Genomic DNA, 15,029 nt, shown 5'->3' with positions numbered 1-15,029 from the left:
CCTGCTTCTACCTGATCGCAAACTGACATGGCGCGCCGCGTCAGGCAAGGCAAGGGGAATAGCGGCTTTTTAGTTCAGCATGACGATGCTGGCGTTCAAGACAGTGGCAAAAGCGACCCACAGCGCGTAGGGCGCGAACAGCAGGCTCGACAGCCGGTCGCGGCTAAAAGTCAGAACCATGAAGGCAATGATGCAGATTAGCATGGGGATGATGATGACGAGCGCGCCGACCGGGCTTTGCATGCCGAAAAAGATGGGCGACCACAGGAAATTGAGGACCATCTGTGTGAACCAGAGGCGCATCCGCGTACCCGTGGGCCTTCTGATCCAAGTGCGCGCGCCCGCAATGCCGATCAGCACGTAAAGCGTTGTCCAGACTGGACCAAAAATCCAGTTCGGTGGATTGAAGAAGGGCTTTTGCAGCGACTGGTACCATTCACCAGGCACATTGTTGACGCCGATGAGAGCTCCGATGGCGACAACGGCGACGATAAAAACAATGTAGACGGTGAGGTTTTTCATGACGCTTCCAATGCGCGGCCCATATTTTTGTTCCCAAGCCTTTTCAATATTTTAGCCCGCTATGCGCACGATATGCTGGTCCCACGCGACGTCGCTGCGAATGGATCGGAAAAATCCAGCATAGGAGGAAACCGCAATACCCTTGGCGGCGGGGGCCACGCCTGCCGCTTCGCGCAGGCTCGTCTCGGAAACGACACGACCGGATTTTGCATCGAGCATCACCACGGCGTTGCCATTGGGCGAGGTGAGGCCCACCAGCCCTTCGTGTCTGTTGACGGCGATCGCCCCGACATAATTGGCAAGGCGTATCGTCGTTTCTTCCGGTAGATCAAGGAAGATTACATCCTCTCCTCTGGAGAAGTGGCCGACAAGCGGCGGACGATCGTTGCGCGGCCCCTCGTATTGGCATGCGAACCAGACACGGCCATCGTCACCAAGATCGACATGGCGGGTGGAAAGCTGCCGTAGTTTTTCCGGCATGGCGTGTTTCTGGATCAACCGGCCCGCTGCGGCATCCAGCAGCACGAGGGAAGGCTGCATCGCGTCGATATTGAGTTTCGTGCGGCCGAAATCCGGATGGGTTTCGATGCCACCATTGGCGATCACGATCAGCCGACCATCATCGCTGACCGTCATATCGTGTGTGCCGATGCCGTGCGCGTCATATTCGCCGATGCGGGCAAAGCCGTTGCGTGCGTCATAAAGGCCGATAACACCGCGATTGCCATCGAAATCGTTTTCGCTGGCGTAGAGGATCGAACCATCCGGCGAGAACTGCCCGTGACCGTAGAAGTGGCGGTTCTCCGGCGTATGCATCACGACAGGTTCGCGCCGCCGCGTAGGGTCGAATGCCATGAAAAATGTGCCGGGACGGCGCGAAAAGGCCACAGTCATGCCTGTCGCGTGGCTGGTCGCCATGCCATGGGCCCGAGCGGGAAGGGTGACCCGGTCGATGATCTCGCCCGCTTCGCTCACCGTTGCAATGCCGTAGGAGCCATCGCGGGCGCGGAAGGCGGAGGCAAAGACAGCGTCGGTTCTCTCCAGTGCATGGAGTGACCGTGGAGCAAGAGCAGCGAGAAAGGGAATACCCGCCGCCTTGATGAAGCTGCGCCGGTCTATCAGCAGCGGTCGACGATCCGGTGCCATCGGTTCAATCCCCGTCGGCGAAGGAGAAGCCGGAACTGAGGCCGATTGCCCCGCCATATTGGTCGTTCAGGCGGTAGATTAGATCTTTGCCATTGAGCAGCAGATAATCCACCTTAGCGCGCTGGTCGTCCTGATCCAGTGCCTTCTGCACATCCGTGTCGATGGTTCCGGCGACGCGGACCATCGATTTGGCGATGAAGTCGATGGAGTTGACGATGGAGCGCTGGTCGGGCGGCACGAGTTCGACCATATCCGCCGTGTGCAGCAGCGTCTGAACAGCTTTGATATTGGCGGAGATGCTCTTCCAGGTCAGGCCGGATCGCCAGTAAATGGCGGTTCGGGGAAAGATCGCCTTGTCCGGTCCCTTGTAGAAGGTTTCGATCCGCTGGTCGCGGATTGCCTCTGCGCCGTGCACGAGAATGCCGAGCAACCCGACGAGCGCCTCGCGCTCGTCGCGGAAGACGGGGTTGTCCGGTCCCGGCTGTGTCCAGTTTTTCTGTGCACCATCAGGCGCGTTCCAGCTGTCGGAAAGCTCTGTCGCCACATTGGCGATATTACCGGCGATGGCAGCGCCGAAGCGGCAGCGGAAGTCACCTTTCTTGTCGAGCAATTCTTCCGCACCCGTGCCGTAAAGCACGAATTCCAGCGCGCCAAGCCCCTGTGCCGCGACACTCTTGCCTTTCAGGCCATCGGCGGTGGTAACGCTTTCATCCTTTTCCGAAAGGTAACGCTGCACCTGCTTCAGGCCGAGACCCTTCTTGTCGGGGTAATAAAGCACGCGTTCGAAACGGTTCTTCTCGATGACAGGTCCAACCCGCACGATTTCGATGGTCGACCAGCTTGATACGGTATCGGCAAAAGCCGCCTTGGCCGCTGTTTCCGTCACCGGGGAGGGAGCTTCGCAAAGGGCTTTCATGCTGCCCTCGAGTTTTTCCGCGGCCCCCCTGAAGTGGTCGTAGCCGGGGCGGATAAATCCATTCACGGCCTTTTCCATCACGCTGCGCACCTGCACAGGGTCAAGCGGCGGTGGTGGCAGCAGTTCCACATCCTGCGCCCTCGCCAGGGGCGGAGCGAAAAGCAGAAAAACGGACAGAACACTGGATAATTTTCGCATGGCAAGCTTCATCAAAGGGACTCCAGAAAGGCCAGCAAAGCCTGCCGGTCGGATTTTTGCAAGGCGGCGAAGGCGTCGCGCGCCGTCTGCCCTTCGCCACCGTGCCACAATATCGCTTCCAGCAGGCTGCGCGCCCTGCCATCGTGCAGGTAAAAGCCGTTACCGTTCACGCGCTGCGTCAAGCCGATACCCCAGAGCGGCTGGGTGCGCCAGTGCCGCCCGCTGGCTTCGCCCACCTGCTGACCATCGGCAAGATCCTCTCCCATGTCGTGCAACAGGAAATCCGCATAAGGCCAGATCAACTGAAAGGAATGCATGGGGTCGGTGGCGTCGCGGCGGGTGACGAATTTCGGCGTGTGGCAGGCCGTGCAGCCGGACGTATAGAAAAGTTGCTTTCCGTGGAGGACCACCGGATCATCAACATCTCGGCGGCGAGGGACGGCGAGGTTTTCGGTGTAGAAAGTCACGAGATCGAGTATTGGATCGGGTGCTTCCACAGGCCCAAGCCGGGGTTGCACGCCCGTCGGCATGGCAAGACAGTTCTTCTGTGCAGAAGTGCAATCGCCATAGGCATTCGGCGCATCCGGTGTGGAAATGCCGATATCGTGGGAAAAGGCGCTGGCGCTCTGGTCGCGCACACTGGCATTCTGCGCTTTCCAGCCGAACCGGCCAAGCGTCGTCTCGCCGGTGCGGTGATCCTTCACCCATGCCGGACGCCCGGAAATGCCGTTGCCATCTTTATCGTCAGGGTCGGCATTGGCCAGAATATCGGCCTGCCCAATCGCTTCGATGAGACCAAGCCCGAGCGTGGGCATGGCAATGCGCGCTGACAGCGTCGTGTCAGCGCCGAGGGGGCCATAACTCAAATCTTTAACGACGTATGCAGGCTTGCGCAGCATTATCACTTCACCATCCGAAAGCTTGACCGGCGCTTCAGTGTAGGTGATGACCGGTTTGCCTTCGGCTGGGAGCCCCGGGATAGCCAGAGTCTGCAACTGCCGGCCATAGGTCTCATCGGGAAAATTCAGCACCTCATGGCGCGCAATCGCGGCCCGTTCCTCCTCGTCACGGGCGGGTCGCGCCAGACGCAAAAACAGCGAAACCGGGTCTTCTGCGGCAAGTGGCGGGCGGCCCCTGCCGTCATTCACGTGGCAGGTCTGGCAGGATCGCGCGTTATAGAGAGGGCCGAGCCCATCCGAGGCCTGTGTGGAGGAAGGCGAAGAAACCCAAAGCTTCTGGAACAGCGCGTTGCCAAGCTTGAAATCCTGCTTCCGCTCGAAAGGCATCGTGGCGGACGGATGGGAAAATGCGTTGCCATCGACCTTGCCGGTGCTGGTGGTCGCGCCGCCGGACATGGCCTCGAAGGGCTCCGGCTTCGTGAAATCGGTCGTCGGCGCAGTGACAGCCAGCACGCGGCTTCGGTCGGCCTCCGTCAGGTCGTCACGCAGCGGCGCGGCGAGCGTCACCGATGCCACCAGGCAGGCTGCCCCGGCGACGAAAAACGGCTTGCGGATCGGAGGCAGCGACATTTCCATGACGGTGGGAAAGCACATTTGACAGGCGGGCCGCAATGGACTGCGGCCCGCCCGAATGATTATTTGAAGACGGTGGTCGGATTGTCCAGGCTGTCCGAACCCTCAAGCTGGATCTTGCCAAGATCGAGTGCCGCAATAACGCGTTCGACCGTCTTGGTCTGGTCGATCAGGCCATCGATGGCCGCCTGAACCACGGCGTTTCCTTCCTTGTTGCCTTCGCCGATCATCTGGTCGTAGGCTTCGACCGTCTGGGCACGCTTTTCCATCGCATGCATGGCGTCGAGCGTCTTGTTAAGCTTTGCCAGCATCTCGTCGTTCAGCGCTTTGTCCTTGGCACCGACGAGTTCCGACAGCGACGCACCGGTCATCTTCGTGCCGTCCACGCGGGTATAGTCACCCGTATAGGCCGAAGCGATGCCGATGGCGTCGTTCAGATGCGAATTATAGGTATTGTCGGAGAAGCAATCATGCTCCTCTTCCGGATCGTGCAGCAGCAGGCCAAGCTTCATGCGCTCGCCCGCAAGCTCACCATAGGAGAGTGAACCCATGCCGGTCAAAATGGCGGTGAGGCCCGCTTTCGGATCGGCTTCCACCGTCTTCGTCGCCTCACCCTCCGGCGCCCAGGCATCCACCATTTCCTGAAGATCCTTGATCAGGAGAGTGGAGGCTGATTTCAGGTAATCTGAGCGGCGGTCACAATTACCATTCGTGCAATTCGCCTTGTCGTAATCGGTGTAAGGGCGGTTGCCGGCGCCCGGACCGGTGCCGTTCAGATCCTGACCCCAGAGCAGGAACTCGATGGCATGGTAACCGGTCGTCACATTGGCTTCGACGTCGCCCGCCTCGTGCAGGCTTTCGATCAGCTCCGGGGTGATCTTGGAGGCGTCGACGTCCTCACCGCTGATCTTGATTTTCGGATTGGCAATGATGTTGGCAACGTAGAGCTCGTTCTCATCGCTTTCCGTCCCGTAGGAGCTATCGACATAATCGATCAGACCCTCATCCAGCGGCCAGGCGTTGACCTTGCCTTCCCAGGCATCAACAAGCGGATTGCCGAAACGATAGACTTCCGATTGCTGATAGGGAACGCGCGCCTTGATCCAGGCTTCGCGCGCGGCTTTGAGGGTCTCTTCGCTCGGCGTTGCGATCAGCGCGTCGATAGCCTTGTCGAGCGCCTTCGCGGTAGTCAGCGAATCCTCGTATTTGGCATGGGCCACATCCGCATAATGCTTGATCACGGCTGCGGCGTCGGTCGCTGCCCGTGCAGGCGGCGCGGTGAAGACCGCCGATGCGGCCAGAAGCGCGAAGGACGCGCTGAGAATTGTCTTGCGGATCATGAACCCTCTCCTTCGGCAGACACGACATAACGTCGCGCTGCGGCAGGCGAGTTCTGACCCAATCACAAACTTGTGTCAAACATTCTAGTTTAGAACGCTTTGAAACAACGCCGCGTCGCGCTCCTCAACTAAAATCGCTGCGTGCAAAACCTGTTTTATGCTTCGCGTTTCATCACGCAGAAGAAGAATCCATCCGTATCTGTGGTTGCAGGCGTCAACGTTACTGTCTTGCCATCGGAAGAATGCGGTTTATTCGCTTTGCCGCCGAAAATCGTCTCCCAGCGCTCAATCGCGGACCGAATGGCAAATTCAGGGTTTTCCTCACAGAAGCGGCGCACCTGCTGTTCGTTTTCTTCCGGCAATACCGAACAGGTGACATAAAGCAACTCGCCGCCCGGTCGCACGAAGCTCTTCGCCTGCGAAAGCGCCTCGCCCTGCTGCTGCACACGCTCTTCCAGATTGCGAGCCGTCAGCCGCCATTTCGTATCAGGGCGGCGGCGCCATGTTCCGGTGCCGGTGCAGGGGGCGTCGACCAGGACGCGGTCGAATTTTCCCTCGAACGGGGCAAGGCCGGAGGCGCGGTCATGCACCTGCACATTGCGTGTACCGGCCCGCTTCAGCCGCTCGATGATCGGTGCGAGCCGTTTGCGATCAGCATCGAAGGCGTGAACCTGGCCCTTGTTGTTCATGCTGGCCGCCATGGCCAGCGTCTTGCCGCCGCCGCCGGCGCAGAAGTCCAGGATCTGTTCGCCTTCATGGGCACTGGCAAGATCGGCGACGATCTGCGAACCTTCGTCCTGCACCTCGAACCAGCCCTTCTGGAAGGAAAGTTCGGCTGTCACGTTTGGCAGGCGGGAAGGCCCTGTGCCGGCCGGTATACGAACGCCCTGCCGGGCAATCTGCGTGGCTTCCGCGCCGCTCTCCTCCAGCGCCTTCATCACCTTGTCGCGCGTTGCCTTCAGCGTGTTGGCGCGAAGATCAAGCGTGGGGCGCTCGTTCAGCGCCTGCGCCTCGGTGAGCCAGCGCTCTCCAAATGCCGTCTTAAAGGAAGTTTGCACCCATTCGGGAATATCGCCCTGAATATAGGCCGGCGCCTCGGTGAGCGAACGGGATAAGAACGCCTGCTGCTTTTCCGCATCGGGTGCGGCGGGGGCGAACTTGTCGCCTTCGAATTCCGCCGCGAGCGCCTCGAAGCTTTTGCCCCATTGCCGCAGCAAAACCGCGTAGGCGAGAGAGGAAGCGCTATCATCATCCATCAGCCAGGCGTGCGAGAGCTTCATGCGCAGCGCGTCATAGACGATGTTGCCGATGGCCGCCCTGTCGCCGGAACCGGCGAAACGATGGGCAAGGCCCCAATCCTTCAGAGCATCGGCGACGGGACGTCTGCGTCCCTCAATGTCCGCCAATACTTCGATCGCTCCGGCCAAACGTCCGCCTAAACGCATTGTCTACCTCGTTCTTCTGATAAGCCCGGTTGGTAGACGTGAAAGGCGGCGAGGGCAAGGCTCAATCGGCCTTGACGACCTCATAGCAGACCTTGGCGGTGCCGGAACTGATCATGCCGATGTTCTTGGCGGCAGCCTTGGAAAGATCGAGAACGCGGCCCTTGATGAATGGCCCGCGGTCGTTGATGCGCACCACGACCGCCTTGCCGTTGCGGGCGTTGGTAACCTTGACCTTGGTGCCGAACCGCAGGGAGCGGTGAGCGGCTGTCAGGTTGGCAGCGTTCATACGCTCGCCTGAAGCAGTCTTGGAGGACAACGCATACCACGATGCGCCTCCACAACCATTTGCCGCATTCGCCTGAAGAGGCGCGATGATGGAACAGGCGGCTATAGTTGCAGCGGTGAAAGTTATACGACGGATATTCAACAAACTGTACTTCCCTGAAAATCGGCCCCGCGCCGATTGATTGTGCCCTTGCTAAACGGCCATTTACTGGCCTGAACGCCTTTTGATGCGAGATTGTAGGGCGAGGGAAAAATGGCGAAAAAAAGCTGATCTCAAATCACGAACTGTTACAAAGTGTAACATTCGTGATAACCAGCAGGAAAGACGTCCCGACGACACGCGCCGTAACACTCGCAAAAAATAATGCAGAATCAAGGGTCAAGGGGAATGCTATTACAAGTCACCGCTTCGTGAATCCTCTTCACGAAACGTGAGCGAAATATTTTTCCAATGAGTAGTATTTTAGCGATTCGGCGTAGTTAATTAAGTCTTAATTCGCCTGATTTCAACGAAAACCATCCGCTAAAATGCCATTGGATGGATTTTTCATCGTTTCCGCACCGCGCGTATTCAGCCTCGCCAAAGGCCGCTTTCCCAAAGTTGGCGCAGGGACTGTCGGTATTCCGGATAGGCAAAATCGAAGCCGAGATCCCGCATTTTGGCATTTGAGACACGCTTGTTCTCGCCATAAAAGGAGCGCGCCATCGGCGTTAGATCGGCGGTGTCGAAATCCTGCTCCGCGGGTGGTTCAACGCCCATCACTCCAGCTGCAAAGCTCACCACATCCTGCGGCGGGCATGGCTCGTCGTCGGTAACGTTTAAGATGCCACGTTCATTTAGACGTGCCAAAAAGGCAGCGGCCGCGCCGATATCCTCCACCCTGATGCGGTTGAACACCTGGTCCTTCTTCACCAGCCGCCGCGCTGTCCCCTTCTCGAAGTTGATGAAGGTGTTGCGACCCGGACCGTAAATTCCGGAAAGACGGAGAATGGCAAGCGGCACATCCGCTTTCTCAGCTGCTTCGGTCCACGCAGCTTCCGCCGCCACGCGCTCCACGGACCGTGCGGAAACGGGACGGCAGGTTGTTGTCTCATCAACCCAGGCGCCCTGATGGTCGCCATAAACGCCAACGGTGGAAAGGTAAGCCAGCCATTTCAGATTTGGCAGCAATTTTTTGAGATCGTCGCCGAGACACGCAAGTAAGGGATCGCCTTCCTTGCCGGGCGCGACGGACTGTACGAGATGCGTCACATCGGCCATGGCGGCGACGAGCGCATCATTGAGCTGCGAGCCGTCAAAGATAAACGGGGCCATGCCTGCAGCGGCAAGGCTCGGGAATTTATCGGTGCTCCGCGTGGTGCCCGAGACGGTTGCTGCATCTATTTTCAGCGCGGTTGCGATGGCTTTTCCTGAATATCCCGCGCCGAAAATCATTACATGCATGCTTTACGCCTCTGCCCGTTGCCATTCCATTTCCGCGTCCGGATCAGTCTCCGGCGCGCGACCGGCAGAGTATGTACGGAATTCGTCCCTGTCCATAAGGCGCGATAAAGCCCAGACGGCCATGCCGCGCACGTCCGCGGAAGGATCGTTCTGCGCAAGTGCCTTGCACTGCTCGACAAATTGCCGGTCGGCAGAATTTCCAGCTGCAATCAGTACATTACGGATGAAGCGATTGCGGCCAATTCGCTTGACGGGCGAGCCGCTGAAAAAACTTCGGAAGGCGGCATCGTCGAGGGTCAGCAGGAAGGCGATGGACGGCTCCTTCAGATCCTCGCGCGCCTGCAACTTCATTTCGGAGGCGCTCGCCGCAAACTTGTTCCACGGACAGGCGGCAAGACAGTCGTCGCAGCCATAGATGCGATTGCCGATCATCGGCCGGAATTCGTGCGGGATCGGCCCCTTGTGCTCAATGGTGAGATAGGAGATGCAGCGGCGCGCATCCAGCTGGTAGGGAGCGGGGAAGGCTGCCGTGGGGCAGGCGTCGAGGCAGGCGCGGCAGGAGCCGCAATGATCCTTCTCGGCCTCATCGAGACACAGCTCGGCCGTGGTGAACATGCTGCCCAGAAACAGCCAGGAGCCATGGCTGCGGCTGACGAGATTGGTATGTTTGCCCTGCCAGCCGAGACCGGCCGCGGCGGCAAGCGGCTTTTCCATTACCGGGGCAGTGTCGACGAAGACCTTCACATCCTCACCGGCGCGGGCAGCAAAGCGCGTGGCGATCTCCTTCAGCCGCCCCTTGATGATGTCATGGTAATCGCGGTTGCGGGCATAGACCGAAATGGCTGCCTTGTCCGGTTTCAAAAGCAGGTGGCGCGGGTCTTCCTCCGGGCCGTAATTGAGACCGAACATGACGATGGAGCGCACATCACCCCAGAGCGTTTTGGGTTCCGCCCGACGCGCCTCGGTTTCCTCCATCCACGCCATGGTGCCGTGGTAGCCATTGTCGAGGAACTGCCGCAGCCGCTCCGGTGCAAGCGGAATGCTGTCGGGTACCGTGATGCGACAGAGATCGAAGCCGAGCGAAATCGCCTCCCGACGAACGAAATCCGTCAGTTTGCGCGCGCGTATCCGCTGCTTGTCGTCGGCAACGTCGATCGTCTTACCTCCAGAGACCTATTGTGCGGCATATATAAGCTGAGGCGCAGGCCGCAGCAAATAACTGGGAGGCCAGACCTCAGAAATCCAGATCGGCGTAGTGCGAGGAGGGGGCAAGACGCGGGATGCGTTCGCTGAGAAACGGCCGGAATGACGGGCGGGATTTCACCCGCTGATACCACTCCTTGGCAATAGGCGCTTCAAGCCAGTTGATCTCACCGAGATAATCCAGCACCGACACGGCGGCGGCGGCGGCGAGATCGGCATAGCTCAACCGGTCACCAGCCAACCACGTGCGCGAGCCGGCCAGCCACTCCAGATATTTGATGTGCTGGCGGATGTTGTTGCGAGCCGTGCGCAGCAGCTTGGAATCCGGCGGTCCGCCACCCTGCGCCGCCGTCATCTGCAATTTGTAAACCCGTTCGCGCACCAGCGGCCGCGTCACGTCATTTTCCATCTTTTGCAGAAACCACTCCGTCAGACGGCGGATTTCCGCGCGCTGGAATGGGTCTTCCGCCAGAAGCCGCCGGTCGCGCTTCAAAACCCCATGCGTCTCGTCCAGAAATTCGGCGAGCACATAAGGGCCACTCAACGAGCGCATGTTGTCATCGAGATAGACCGGCAGGGTGCCGGCCGGATTGAGCGCCAGAAACTCCCGCCGCCTTTCCCACGGCTGTTCCTCGACGAGATCGGTCTGGAAGCCGTATTCCGCGAGAATCAGACGAACGAACCGGGACGCGGTCGACATCGGAGAGTGATAGAGAGTTGGCATTGGTACTCAATTTTTACGATTGGTTGGTATGATCGGCATTTGCCGGAAAACTTTTTCAGTTTCGCTTCATCAAGACGCTATAAGAGCTTGGCTAATTTAAAACAAGTTTAACGCAATTGCCTTCCATCGCCACTTTCCCCTGAAAAGAAGGATACCCCATGGGTGACCAGTCGATCATCAGCGCGCTTTTGCTGGGCATTATCGAGGGGTTGACGGAATTCATTCCCGTGTCCTCCACCGCGCATGTGTTACTGGCTGGTCATTTCCTCGGTTTCAAATCGCCCGGAAACACCTTCGCCGTTCTGATCCAGCTTGGCGCGATTCTCGCCATTCTTCTCGTTTATTTTCATAAGCTTGTCTCGATCGCTCTGGCGATGCCGACAAGTGCAAAGGCACGTCGTTTCGTCCTGGCCGTCGCGCTGGCCTTCCTGCCCGCGGCCGCCATCGGTACTCTGGCGCATGACTTCATCAAGACAGTGCTGTTTGAAACGCCGATGCTGATCTGCGTCATGCTCATCGTCGGCGGGGTTATTCTGCTCGCCGTCGATCGCATGCCGCTGAAGCCGAAATATACCGACATCATGGAGTATCCGCCGTCGCTTGCGTTCAAGATCGGCCTTTTTCAGTGCCTTGCGATGATTCCCGGCACCTCGCGCTCGGGTGCCACCATCGTAGGCTCCCTGCTGATGGGCACGGACAAGCGTTCGGCGGCTGAATTCTCTTTTTTCCTGGCGATGCCGACCATGCTCGGCGCGTTTGTGCTGGATCTCTATAAGAACCGCGATGCGCTGAGCTTTGATGACAGCGCCCTGATTGCCGTCGGCTTTATCGCGGCCTTTGTGTCCGGCCTCTTCGTGGTGAGATCACTTCTGGATTTCGTGTCGCGCCGCGGTTTTGCGCCGTTTGCGTGGTGGCGCATCGTCATCGGTGCGCTCGGCCTTGTCGCACTACTCGTTGTTGGCTGACCCGCCGACGACCGCACAATAAAAAAGCGCCCCGGAAAACCGGCGGCGCTTTTTCTTTTAAAGCTGTAAGGCTGATCAGTTCGCGCTGATCGAAGCCGTTGCGCAGGGGTCGACGCCGTAAGCCGGAGCACAGCCGGTCTTGCCCGCCGCAACCGTGCCCGGCGCCATGAAAGAACCCGCCAGAACCACCAAAGCCGCACACGCAAAAAAGAGTGCGATAGATCTGCCCATTTTATGATTGCCTTTCAGACGTTCGTTCGTGCGGATCGCGCCGCCGTGTGTGAATTGAGGGTTCGGGATATATTTGGAATGTGGCGAATATCAATAAAGCAGCTTGCTGAATACCGGGTTAATGCGAAGTCTTTTCCACAGTTGCGCTTGTGCCACGCTTACCTGTTCCAGCACGTCGCCATTAACCAAACCGTCTACTCTGCCGCTTCGTTTTGATTGGTCCTCCCCATCCCATCTTGCGGTGGAAATGCGTTGAAAGCGGTTTGGTTGCGATGTAAGGCACAAAAAAAGCGGGGACGTTGCCCCGCTTTGATGTTGGACGATGTGCGAGCCTCAGGCGGCCTTGCCGGCGTTCGCGAACTGGCCGTGCTGACGGTATTGCACCATGTAGGACGGCAGAACGGACGAGACCCGAACGGGCGTGATGCCAATGCCTTCGAGCGTCAGCCCGTTCTTTTCGGCGTCCGCGGAAACGACATTGTCTATCTTCAGGAGGGTCACCTGATCAGCTGTCAGCGGCGGAGAGATCAGCGGTACCAGCGACGCGACCTTGCCGATCATCGACGCAACGCCGAAAGGCAGATTGACGAAAGGACGTTCGCGATAGGTTGCGGCGAGAACCGCCTCAAGACAGTCGCGGAAGGTCATAACGTCCTGACCGCCGAGTTCGTAAATGGCGCCGGGCTTCAGCTTGCCGTCGACACTGCGGGCAACGGCCTCGGCAACGTCCTCGACGTAGACAGGCTGGAACCTCGTTTTTCCGCCGCCGATCAGCGGCAGGAATGGCAGGCTGCGGGCCATCTTGGCGAATTTATTGAAGAAGTCGTCTTCCGGTCCGAATATGATCGAGGGACGCAGGATAACGGCTGCAGGCAGGACCGAATGGATCGCAGCTTCGGCACGGCCCTTGGTGCGGCCGTAACCGGTTGGCGAATTGGCTTCTGCACCGATGGCGGAGATGTGGGTGAGCGTTGCGCCGGCATCGCGGGCCGCTTCGGCAATCGCTTTCGCGCCGAATTCCTGAACGGCGTCAAACGTATTGCGCCCGCTCTCTGTCAGAATGCCGACGCAGTTGACGACATGATCCGCATCGGCGACGGCGCTGACAATGGAGTCGCGATAACGCAGGTTCGCCTGCGCAAAGGAAATCTGGCCGACATTGCCGAGCGGCTGCAAAAAGCCGGCAAGATCCGGACGGCGCACGGCGACGCGGATGCGATAACCGCGCTTGGCGAGCACTCTGACGACATGCCGCCCGACAAAACCCGAACCGCCAAAAACGGTAACGAGGGGGGGAAGGTTGGCCAAGGTCATGGGAGGCTCCTCAGAAGCTGTCGAAGAAATGTTTTTCAGTCTCTTAGCCCAAAGCTGCGCGCAGGTGAAGGGATGTTATGGCGGTGCAGTGGCGGGTGCGCCAAAATGCGTCGGCTGATCGTCAAATCCCCTCGACGATCATCATTTCTGCATCTGCGACTTCCTGCCGAATTTTGGCGGCCGCCTGGTATTCCGGCGAATTATAGCAGTCGATCGCGTGCTGGACGGATGGGAATTCGATGATGACGTTGCGGGCACGTGCCTTGCCCTCAAGCTCCGTCACTGCGCCGCCACGCGCCAAAAAATTGGCACCGAAACGCTCGAAGGCGGGTTTTGCTGTCGAAACATAGTCTTTGTAGCGTTCGCTGTCGCGCACATCGACGCGGGCGATCCAGTATCCCTTGGCCATGTCATTGCCTCCCATATCTTATTGGTTTGCCGGGTAGCTGGCCCGCAGCATGTCATCGAGAATGGCGCGGGCCGCCGCTTTCGGATCTTCCGCCCTGACGATCGGGCGGGCGACCACCAGATGGCTCGATCCTGCCTTGATCGCGTCGAAGGGCGTCATCACCCGCTTCTGGTCGCCAAGATCGGCACCGGCGGGGCGGATGCCGGGAGTAACGACGGCAAGGTCAGGGCCGAGAATTTCGCGCACGGCCGTCGACTCTTCCGCGGAGCAAACGATACCGCCCATGCCCGCCTCCCGCGCCTGTTCCGCGCGGCGCAGCACGAGCGAACGCGCGTCGGAGGCATAGCCGGCCTCGGCAAGGTCGCTGTCGTCCATCGAGGTGAGTACGGTGACACCCAGCAGGCAGAGGCCGGAACCTTCCGCCGCCTTGACCGCCGCGCGCATGGCTTTGGGATAGGCGTGGAGCGTCAGCATCGACATACCCATGCGGGCAATGTTCTCGACGCCGGAAGCAACCGTGTTGTCGATATCGAGCAGCTTCATGTCGAGAAAGACCTTCTTGCCGCTCTGGACAAGGTCACGCGCGAATTCCAGCCCACCGGCAAACACCAGTTGATAGCCGATCTTGTAGAAAAGGACTTCGTCACCGATTTTCGAAACGATGTCTTCGGCCTGCTGCACAGTCGGAACATCCAGCCCGACGATGAGTTTTTCGCGCGCGGTCATTGTCTTATCCCTGCCATGTTTCCATTGCCGTCCAGTCGCATGTGGGGGAGGCGGCTGCAAGCAAAAATTGGGCGACTGAGAAGCGGAACAGGTTGCCGCCGCCCGGCGGCTGGTCCTCGGCGCGGCTGATGCCGCGGCCTTCGATATGGCATTTCAAAAGTGTACCCACGCCGCCATGGCCGACAAAGGCGATTGGCTGCTGCCCGTCGTGTCGGTCGAGAACGGCCCGGACAGCGCCGACGATCCGCGCCTGCGCGTCGATCGCCCGCTCCCAGCCCTGATAACTCTCCTCAGGATGGGCGAAGGACCAGTCCGCCGCCTTCTCGAATTCCGTCGGCGGCAGGAAGCCGGTGGCGGACCGGTCGTTTTCATGCATCACCTCGATGATCTCTATAGTCGCACCGGAGGTTTCTGCGAGGATACGCGCGGTTTCGATCGCCTTGGTTTCAGCACTGGAAACGATGCGGCGCAGCGATTTCGCCCAAGGCAGACGGCTCGCCTGCCTTGCCCGTTCTGCACCCTTTTCAGAAAGCCCCCATTCAGGAACAGGGACGGCCGCATCGATCTTGACCTGTGGGTGGGTGATGTAGAGCGCGTAGATGGATATCGGTCCTCAAAAGGCTATGGTT

General features: G+C 59.2%; 16 protein-coding genes. 1 reads left to right on the top strand and 15 read right to left on the bottom strand.

Going from position 1 to position 15,029, the window contains the following annotated elements; all coding sequences use genetic code 11:
* Positions 1-69 precede the first annotated feature (69 nt).
* From AT6N2_RS09150 to AT6N2_RS09105, 10 genes are all read right to left on the bottom strand, one after another.
* Positions 70-522 (bottom strand): TspO/MBR family protein, encoded by a 453-nt coding sequence (locus tag AT6N2_RS09150; RefSeq protein ID WP_209085887.1) that lies wholly within the window; start codon positions 520-522, stop codon positions 70-72.
* 51 nt (positions 523-573) lie between these two features.
* Complete coding sequence (locus AT6N2_RS09145; protein ID WP_209085885.1) at positions 574-1,668, bottom strand: DUF1513 domain-containing protein; 1,095 nt, start codon at positions 1,666-1,668, stop codon at positions 574-576.
* Positions 1,669-1,672: 4 nt separating this feature from the next.
* Entirely contained in the window at positions 1,673-2,794 is a 1,122-nt protein-coding gene (locus AT6N2_RS09140) for an imelysin family protein (RefSeq protein WP_209085883.1), read from the bottom strand.
* Positions 2,794-4,317 carry a di-heme oxidoredictase family protein gene (locus AT6N2_RS09135; protein WP_209089649.1) on the bottom strand — a complete coding sequence of 508 codons (1,524 nt, stop codon included), beginning with the start codon at positions 4,315-4,317 and terminating at the stop codon, positions 2,794-2,796. The genes AT6N2_RS09140 and AT6N2_RS09135 overlap by 1 nt, the downstream gene beginning before the upstream one ends.
* A 59-nt stretch (positions 4,318-4,376) precedes the next feature.
* Entirely contained in the window at positions 4,377-5,654 is a 1,278-nt protein-coding gene (locus AT6N2_RS09130; RefSeq protein WP_209085881.1) for an imelysin family protein, read from the bottom strand.
* 155 nt (positions 5,655-5,809) lie between these two features.
* Entirely contained in the window at positions 5,810-7,099 is a 1,290-nt protein-coding gene (locus tag AT6N2_RS09125) for an RsmB/NOP family class I SAM-dependent RNA methyltransferase (RefSeq protein WP_209085878.1), read from the bottom strand.
* 61 nt (positions 7,100-7,160) lie between these two features.
* Positions 7,161-7,529, bottom strand: a complete 369-nt coding sequence (locus tag AT6N2_RS09120; RefSeq protein ID WP_063949493.1) for a septal ring lytic transglycosylase RlpA family protein — start codon at positions 7,527-7,529, stop codon at positions 7,161-7,163.
* 426 nt (positions 7,530-7,955) lie between these two features.
* Positions 7,956-8,828, bottom strand: a complete 873-nt coding sequence (locus AT6N2_RS09115) for an SDR family oxidoreductase (protein WP_209085875.1) — start codon at positions 8,826-8,828, stop codon at positions 7,956-7,958.
* A gap of 3 nt (positions 8,829-8,831) precedes the next feature.
* Positions 8,832-9,983, bottom strand: a complete 1,152-nt coding sequence (gene queG / locus AT6N2_RS09110) for a tRNA epoxyqueuosine(34) reductase QueG (protein WP_209089648.1) — start codon at positions 9,981-9,983, stop codon at positions 8,832-8,834.
* Positions 9,984-10,062: 79 nt separating this feature from the next.
* Positions 10,063-10,755: a glutathione S-transferase family protein gene (locus AT6N2_RS09105; RefSeq protein WP_003520121.1), complete on the bottom strand. Its 693-nt coding sequence runs from the start codon at positions 10,753-10,755 to the stop codon at positions 10,063-10,065.
* Between the two features lie 158 nt (positions 10,756-10,913).
* On the opposite strand from AT6N2_RS09105, the gene AT6N2_RS09100 reads away from it, so the two are divergent.
* Positions 10,914-11,720 (top strand): undecaprenyl-diphosphate phosphatase, encoded by an 807-nt coding sequence (locus AT6N2_RS09100; protein ID WP_209085872.1) that lies wholly within the window; start codon positions 10,914-10,916, stop codon positions 11,718-11,720.
* A 75-nt stretch (positions 11,721-11,795) separates the two neighbouring features.
* Here AT6N2_RS09100 and AT6N2_RS09095 read toward each other — a convergent pair whose 3' ends face one another.
* The 5 genes from AT6N2_RS09095 to AT6N2_RS09075 form a co-directional block, all read right to left on the bottom strand.
* The gene (locus tag AT6N2_RS09095) at positions 11,796-11,951 is read right to left on the bottom strand and encodes a hypothetical protein (RefSeq protein WP_172801621.1); all 156 of its coding nucleotides are present in this window, start codon (positions 11,949-11,951) and stop codon (positions 11,796-11,798) included.
* A 333-nt stretch (positions 11,952-12,284) separates the two neighbouring features.
* A complete protein-coding gene (locus tag AT6N2_RS09090) occupies positions 12,285-13,265 on the bottom strand; it encodes a complex I NDUFA9 subunit family protein (protein WP_209085870.1) in 981 nt (326 codons plus the stop codon).
* 121 nt (positions 13,266-13,386) lie between these two features.
* Complete coding sequence (locus AT6N2_RS09085) at positions 13,387-13,674, bottom strand: DUF1330 domain-containing protein (protein ID WP_144576124.1); 288 nt, start codon at positions 13,672-13,674, stop codon at positions 13,387-13,389.
* An 18-nt stretch (positions 13,675-13,692) separates the two neighbouring features.
* Complete coding sequence (pyrF, locus tag AT6N2_RS09080; protein ID WP_063949499.1) at positions 13,693-14,400, bottom strand: orotidine-5'-phosphate decarboxylase; 708 nt, start codon at positions 14,398-14,400, stop codon at positions 13,693-13,695.
* Positions 14,401-14,404: 4 nt separating this feature from the next.
* On the bottom strand, positions 14,405-15,001 hold the full coding sequence (locus tag AT6N2_RS09075) for a histidine phosphatase family protein (protein WP_209089647.1): 597 nt from the start codon (positions 14,999-15,001) through the stop codon (positions 14,405-14,407).
* Positions 15,002-15,029: the final 28 nt, after the last annotated feature.

Origin of the sequence: Agrobacterium tumefaciens, from assembly GCF_017726655.1 — a bacterium.
Classification (GTDB): Bacteria; Pseudomonadota; Alphaproteobacteria; order Rhizobiales; family Rhizobiaceae; genus Agrobacterium; species Agrobacterium tumefaciens_B.
The sequence above is the reverse complement of the archived record's forward strand: the minus strand, read 5'-3'. Positions and strand labels throughout refer to the sequence as shown.

Excerpts from the sequence above, each read along its gene's own strand:
- AT6N2_RS09100 (WP_209085872.1), top strand. The coding sequence starts at position 10,914 with ATGGGTGACCAGTCGATCATCAGCGCGCTTTTGCTGGGCATTATCGAG.
- AT6N2_RS09095 (WP_172801621.1), bottom strand. The coding sequence starts at position 11,951 with ATGGGCAGATCTATCGCACTCTTTTTTGCGTGTGCGGCTTTGGTGGTT.
- AT6N2_RS09145 (WP_209085885.1), bottom strand. The coding sequence starts at position 1,668 with ATGGCACCGGATCGTCGACCGCTGCTGATAGACCGGCGCAGCTTCATC.
- AT6N2_RS09085 (WP_144576124.1), bottom strand. The coding sequence starts at position 13,674 with ATGGCCAAGGGATACTGGATCGCCCGCGTCGATGTGCGCGACAGCGAA.
- AT6N2_RS09115 (WP_209085875.1), bottom strand. The coding sequence starts at position 8,828 with ATGCATGTAATGATTTTCGGCGCGGGATATTCAGGAAAAGCCATCGCA.
- AT6N2_RS09125 (WP_209085878.1), bottom strand. The coding sequence starts at position 7,099 with ATGCGTTTAGGCGGACGTTTGGCCGGAGCGATCGAAGTATTGGCGGAC.
- pyrF (WP_063949499.1), bottom strand. The coding sequence starts at position 14,400 with ATGACCGCGCGCGAAAAACTCATCGTCGGGCTGGATGTTCCGACTGTG.
- AT6N2_RS09105 (WP_003520121.1), bottom strand. The coding sequence starts at position 10,755 with ATGCCAACTCTCTATCACTCTCCGATGTCGACCGCGTCCCGGTTCGTT.
- AT6N2_RS09150 (WP_209085887.1), bottom strand. The coding sequence starts at position 522 with ATGAAAAACCTCACCGTCTACATTGTTTTTATCGTCGCCGTTGTCGCC.
- AT6N2_RS09090 (WP_209085870.1), bottom strand. The coding sequence starts at position 13,265 with ATGACCTTGGCCAACCTTCCCCCCCTCGTTACCGTTTTTGGCGGTTCG.
- AT6N2_RS09140 (WP_209085883.1), bottom strand. The coding sequence starts at position 2,794 with ATGAAGCTTGCCATGCGAAAATTATCCAGTGTTCTGTCCGTTTTTCTG.
- AT6N2_RS09130 (WP_209085881.1), bottom strand. The coding sequence starts at position 5,654 with ATGATCCGCAAGACAATTCTCAGCGCGTCCTTCGCGCTTCTGGCCGCA.
- AT6N2_RS09135 (WP_209089649.1), bottom strand. The coding sequence starts at position 4,317 with ATGGAAATGTCGCTGCCTCCGATCCGCAAGCCGTTTTTCGTCGCCGGG.